Genomic DNA, 6,256 nt, shown 5'->3' with positions numbered 1-6,256 from the left:
TGTCTATCACTAGGTCTTTTATAGGGATTTCTTTCGAGTTCTCTACCCCCTTTATTGTTGATATCAAGCTGTTTGTCATCACATTCAACTATTCCTGAAAATTCTTCTCCATTTAAAATGGATAAAGATGACAGCAGTTTATGCCTCCGGGCGATATTATATTAGGCGCCGATGAAGCGGGCATGCTTCTTATCGATCAGTCGGCTGTGTGGTCTGTTAACGGTCAATTTTACGCTAAAGGCGGTGATTGGTTAGCAAAAAATTTGGAAAAGGAATTTGAGGAATGGGTAAAACGCGATAGGAATAGTCCCACGGTAGTTATTTGGGATGTTGAAAATGAAATGCTCCGTTTTAATTTTGAATTGCATTTACCATGGATAAGCAAGCTGCGAGGTTTTGTGGAAAATTTTGATAAAACCCGCCCCTTGAATTATTCAGGTGCCGGTTGGTTTAGCGATGACCAAGATATGGTGTCCATTCACATGCAGGATCACTATACCCGCATCATGAACGATTGGATGGCGAAAGGGGACAAACCTTTGATTATGGGCGAATTTTGGATTGGCGGAAGAGCCGATCAACGTTTGCCCAATGCCCCAGAATTTTCTTCTGTAAACCAACGCTATTTGGAAGAAGCGAAAATGTATGAAGAAAATATATTGGAAATGCGCTATAAAGGCGTCTCTGGCATGATGCCGTTTCGTATTTCTTTATTGTCCTTATTTTCAAAACCGCACAGCAACGATGCCTATGAGTTCTCCCCGCCAAATAAGTTAGAGGTTGGTAAAAAGCCAGAAGCGGTATTGCAAAAAATAAAACATGCGTTGCAACCCGTTAGTACTTTTTTTTGGCCTCGACAGGATTATATGGATGCGGAAGGATTGTTTAGACGCGAATTGGTGCTTTGTAATGATGGCGAAGATGAAGCCGATTTGGAGTTGTCTTGGCAATGGGAAAACCAAAAACCAACCACAAAATCATGGACTCTAAAACCTGCCGAACAACGAAAAATCATTGTTGAAGATAAAGCACCCGCAAACGGTGGAAAAATAATAGCGGTAGCTCGTAAAAACGGAAAAATAGTATCATCGGATACTTTGATGATTGCTCCGATTCATCCATCCAAAGAAAAAATCACAAAAACCATTCAAGTTTATAAAGATGAAAAACTGGCGGAATTGCTGGTTAAAAGTGGATTTAAAGCGATTTCAAATGATGCAATTCCCACGGTAAAAGACCAAGTTATTTGGGTCATTCCAGAGCATGCCAATAATAGGGAACTGTTTGCCATTAAGAATCATATTTTAGATTATTTGAATACTGGCGGCGTCCTATTATCCCTAAAACAAGACCAAGCGCCTACTTGGTTTCCTATCAAATTTCAATTTTGGTCCGCCTATTTGCCACACTTGCACACCTACGAAAAAATGGGTTGGAAGGGTTTGAATAAAGACCTTAGGTTCTCTAAATACGCCACGATTTTGGCACCTACGCATCCTGTTTTTTCAGGTATAGAAAATAAAGCGTTGCAGGGTTGGGATCCTGTTGACGGACGTGTAAGCGATGACGTGTTGGTGCGACCTTCCAACGTCAATAAATATGAACAGGGCAATTGGATACCACTGGCTTCCGGGAATATTCGGGAACATGTAAGTTTAGCCGAAATCAGCTATGGAAAAGGCATGTTGTTGGCGTGCCAACTAAACGTTATTGAGAATTTGGAAAACCCGCAGGCGAACCGACTTTTTAATGATATGTTACAGTATTTATCAAATAGAAAACCTCAAGTTTTTAATGGTAAGGTAGCCATTGGTGGCAATTTAAATGCCATGGATGTCGCAAAATTAACGGGCGCTTCCGAAACCGATTTTGAAGAAATTATTCCAGAAAACCAAGCTGTTATGTTGGCGTTTGAAGGAACATCCACGGACGTGATAAAAGATTGGGCAAATAAAGGTGGAAAAGTCATCGTGTTGTCTGATGAAGTTTCAAAAACATTTGAAGGCATCGGTATCAATTCAGATAAAGAAACGAATTATGTGGCGACCAAAATTAATAATCATCCGTTGTTGAATGGGGTGTCTTCCGCCAATTTTTCAAATCAATCAAAAGTCATTAATGGTTATTTTACCGAAATTCCCAAACAAGCCAAAGTACTTTTACAAGGTTTTGTTAGTGAATCCGATTTTTGGAAAGTGGCAGAGGCAGGGCCTGTTATGGTTGGAGTCCCTTACGGTAAAGGCGAAATCATATTATCAACTTTAAAAATCGATACAAAAGCAACGGCAGCGGCTCGCGAATTTTTAGGATTGTTACTTACCAATGCAGGGGTTAAAATTCCTTATATAGAAGCGACAACTGATGCTATCGCCATTAAGAAAACCGTTCCCATTAAAATCAATGGTCAGTTAGATGAATGGTTGGAAGCTATGGAAGATCGTTTGGTATCCCAATATATCCATGCCCAACCTGTGTATCTTACTTCAGAAAGTAGGGTGGAAGGCCCAACGGCTTTCGATTTGAATCTTTCCGCCATCAATTATTTTATGTGGGACGACCATGCTTTGTACTTGGCAGGAGTTGTTTTTAGTGAAACAAAAAATGTTTCACTTATTTAAATTCAAAACCTACAAGGTCAAAATAAGACCTTGCAGGTGGGATGTCAAATATTAAGTACATAAAATTTAAAACTTCGTTTTTTTTTAATCAATAATGATTTTTTAAAATAACAGAAAGTCTTATTTTACTAAGTCTGTCAGCGTTTTGAACCCTGACAGACTTAAAATGTGAACAAAAAACAGAACGAACTATTTTTTATTAAATGTCCTATATTTGACACCCCACCTTGCAGGTTTATTAAAAAATTTCTTGTTGAAATACAATGAGTTACTTTATTATAATTAATTGAACTAAGTTTAAATAAACAGCCCGTTTTCATCGGTCATAACCGTGATAACTTCATCTTCATTTTTAATTTTTACTTTATATTCCTGATGGAACAAATCTTTTTTACCTTGGTATTTAACCAAGTATATGCCCTTAACAATTCCCCAATTTGGGAACCGTTTTGAAATAGCTTGCATTACAACTAATGGTAATCGCACATTGTTATAGGTTTCAGTCGTGCGTACAACAGCACCTTTCTTGTTGTAAGCTGCTATTATTTCACCTTCAGGAATGCTAAAGGACACTTTATATATGTCATTTTCATCATCATAAAGTTTAGTGAGTTCGGAAGTTCTGTAATTTAGAACGGCGTCTTTCAACTTTTCAACAGGTTGAGGAGTGATCTCTGAATCTGTGGCGTTCAAATATTTGTAATTAACCGATACCAATGTGGTTGGCAAATCAATGGTTTGGGCATGGAATTGGATGGCTAATCCAAAAATTAACAATGTAAATACAATTTTTTTCATGACATATAATATTAAGTTTAAGATTTTAAAATTAACCATGCACGCATAATAAAAAGATGATAAATGTCATAATATCAATTAATTAGGTTTAAAAACCAAAAATAATTATATAACTAATTGATTTTGAAGTATTATGCATGCATAATAATTTGTTATATTTGAAAAAAAATAACCATGGCTACAAAACTAACAAAACTCTTACATATAAAATACCCAATCATTCAAGCTCCTATGTTTTTGGTTTCAAATGTATCGATGGTTACAGAAGCCATGAAAGGCGGTATTGCTGGGTGCATTCCAGCATTAAATTATAGAACACTTGATGAGTTACGTGCAGCTTTAAAACAATTAAAGTCGAATAAAGTAGAAGGCGGGTCTTTTGGCTTTAATTTGATTGTGAATAAATCAAATCTTAAGTATAAAGAACAATTGCGCGTTATTTGTGAAGAAGGATGCGATTTTATAATAACCTCATTGGGAAGTCCGGAAGAAACAATCAATCAGGCACATCAAGTAGGTATTAAAGTGTTTTGTGATGTGGTGGATTTAAAATTCGCCCAAAAAGTGGAAGCTTTGGGAGCCGATGCCGTTATAGCGGTCAATAACGAAGCGGGTGGCCACCGCGGAAACCTATCTCCAGAAATGCTTATAAAGGAATTGGTAGCCCACTGTAAAATTCCCATCATTTCAGCGGGCGGAGTAGGAACCAAAGCCGATATCGATAAAATGTTGAGCTATGGTGCAGAAGGCGTATCGGTGGGAAGTCCGTTTATAGCATCGCTTGAAGCTGGTGTAACCGACGAATACAAACAAGCTTGCATTGATTATGGCGAAAAGGACATTGTAGTGACGGAGCGTATTTCCGGAACACCGTGTACCGTAATCAATACGCCTTATGTTCAAAAGATAGGCACTAAACAAACGTGGTTGGAATCTGTTTTAAACAAGCATAAAAAGCTCAAAAAATGGGTAAAGATGATACGGTTTTCCATTGGCATGCGCGCTACAGAAAAAGCAGCTACCCAAGCAACGTATAAAACCGTTTGGGTTGCTGGCCCGAGTATTGAGCATACCCATGAAATTTTGCCTGTGAAAATGATTATTGAAAAATTAGTAAATTAATCCAGGCCCATTTTCCTAGAACTACATTTCTCTTTTCCTTATAATAATCTTAAGTATTCAATTGATGTAAAGGTAAATCTTATGTGTTAATGAATTTTGAACAATTCCAGAAATGACATATTTCATAAACAAAATCAATAATATAGGGAAATGATATATTGAAGAGGCAACTTTAATGTAATCGATGATGAAAGGGCATTGTTGAAATAGAATAACTCTCAAAAAAGTCGAGTTATTTCCAGTTCAACAAGCCTTAAAACATCATCATCAATTTTAAATTTTAATTTCTTCTAAACTTTAAATGTAAAACATTAAATAAGTAGAACTGGCACCCATACTAGCACCTTAAACTATAAAACCATGTAAATAAATGATTTACATGGTTTGTTGCGGAGAAAGAGGGATTCGAACCCCCGGAGGTGTGACCCTCAACAGTTTTCAAGACTGCCGCATTCGACCGCTCTGCCATTTCTCCAAGAGTGTCTCATCAGGTATTCCCTGAATGCGGGTGCAAATATAGAACCCTTTTTCATTTCTTTCAAATAAAATTCCGCTTTTTTAAAAATAAACCAATATGGATTGGAAATCCATAGTTTTATATTGGCAGACTGAAAGTCTGCTTCGTGAAATAGCCGATAAAGTATTAGGGGAAAAACACATAATTATTTGTGTTCCCGATAAGCTATCGGGACGTGGCTAAAACATTTATGGAAATTAAAGTAACTGCATTGAATCCCGATAGCTACGGGAGCAGGGTTTTAACCTTTAACTTGATAATAAAATTCCAATCATCTATATGGGTTCAATGTTGTCCGATAAAAATATTTGAAGACTGGTAATGACTTGATTTTTTACAGTAGTTCACTCTTTTATTGGTCTTTTGACCAAGTTTTGAATCTATACAAAATTCCCAGCTGCCAAAAAAAATTTTAAAACTGTCTATTGGTTAGTCAAAATCAAGTCTTTGTTCTTGATTCTTTAGCGGACAAAGTGATATTGGTTATTTTATCCCACATTTTAGTAAAAGACAATTTCAAATCTTATTTTTGCCATCACTAAAATGCTAAAATGGATACTATAAAACAATTGGAATGGCGTTATGCAACTAAAAGATTCGATAAAAATAAAAAGCTTTCATCCAAAAAATTAAACATATTAAAGCATGCTTTTAATTTAACAGCAACGTCTTATGGTTTGCAAACTATAAAAATGTTAGTAATTGAAAATGAAGTGTTAAGAACTTCTTTGTTAAAGCATTCATACAACCAAAAACAAGTATTGGAAGCCTCCCATTTGCTTGTAATATGCATTCAAAACGACATTTTAGAGAATGATGTGGTAACCTATTACAACAATATAAAAAGAATTCGCAACACTTCCGAAACCATATTAAAACCTTATAGAGAAGATCTTATTAAATTTATGCAAAAAATGTCGGTTACCCAACGCCTGCAGTGGTCCACCAACCAAGCATACATCGCTTTGGGCAATTTAATGACCGTTTGCGCCATAGAAAACATCGATTCCTGCCCCATGGAAGGCTTTATTTCAGCTAAGTATGACGATATTTTAGAATTGGACAGCAAAAACCTCAAATCGGTACTATTGCTTCCCGTGGGGTATAGGGCGGATGACGATATGTTCGCAGGTTTCGCCAAAGTTAGAATGTCAATTAACGAATCAGTAATAGAAATATAAAAAATAAGTGTTTGGGCGTT

5 protein-coding genes and 1 tRNA gene are annotated in these 6,256 nt (G+C 36.4%); 4 read left to right on the top strand and 2 right to left on the bottom strand.

The window, feature by feature from the left end; all coding sequences use genetic code 11:
- Positions 1-140 precede the first annotated feature (140 nt).
- Positions 141-2,618: a glycoside hydrolase family 2 TIM barrel-domain containing protein gene (locus ACU1LP_RS15125; protein ID WP_445736691.1), complete on the top strand. Its 2,478-nt coding sequence runs from the start codon at positions 141-143 to the stop codon at positions 2,616-2,618.
- Positions 2,619-2,915: 297 nt separating this feature from the next.
- On the opposite strand, the gene ACU1LP_RS15120 is transcribed toward ACU1LP_RS15125, so the two are convergent.
- Entirely contained in the window at positions 2,916-3,416 is a 501-nt protein-coding gene (locus ACU1LP_RS15120) for a nicotinate-nucleotide adenylyltransferase (RefSeq protein WP_445731876.1), read from the bottom strand.
- A gap of 174 nt (positions 3,417-3,590) precedes the next feature.
- Here ACU1LP_RS15120 and ACU1LP_RS15115 point away from each other — a divergent pair, with 174 nt between their 5' ends.
- Positions 3,591-4,538: an NAD(P)H-dependent flavin oxidoreductase gene (locus ACU1LP_RS15115; RefSeq protein ID WP_445736690.1), complete on the top strand. Its 948-nt coding sequence runs from the start codon at positions 3,591-3,593 to the stop codon at positions 4,536-4,538.
- 390 nt (positions 4,539-4,928) lie between these two features.
- Here ACU1LP_RS15115 and ACU1LP_RS15110 read toward each other — a convergent pair.
- Positions 4,929-5,013 (bottom strand) — tRNA-Ser (locus ACU1LP_RS15110).
- Positions 5,014-5,112: 99 nt separating this feature from the next.
- Here ACU1LP_RS15110 and ACU1LP_RS15105 point away from each other — a divergent pair.
- Both ACU1LP_RS15105 and ACU1LP_RS15100 read left to right on the top strand, forming a co-directional pair.
- On the top strand, positions 5,113-5,238 hold the full coding sequence (locus tag ACU1LP_RS15105; RefSeq protein ID WP_445736689.1) for a hypothetical protein: 126 nt from the start codon (positions 5,113-5,115) through the stop codon (positions 5,236-5,238).
- Positions 5,239-5,606: 368 nt separating this feature from the next.
- Positions 5,607-6,236, top strand: coding sequence for a nitroreductase family protein (locus tag ACU1LP_RS15100; protein ID WP_445731879.1), 630 nt, complete (start codon positions 5,607-5,609; stop codon positions 6,234-6,236).
- Positions 6,237-6,256 lie beyond the last annotated feature (20 nt).

It is taken from the genome of Mariniflexile sp., assembly GCF_052728615.1.
This window is presented reverse-complemented; position numbering and strand designations above follow the sequence as displayed.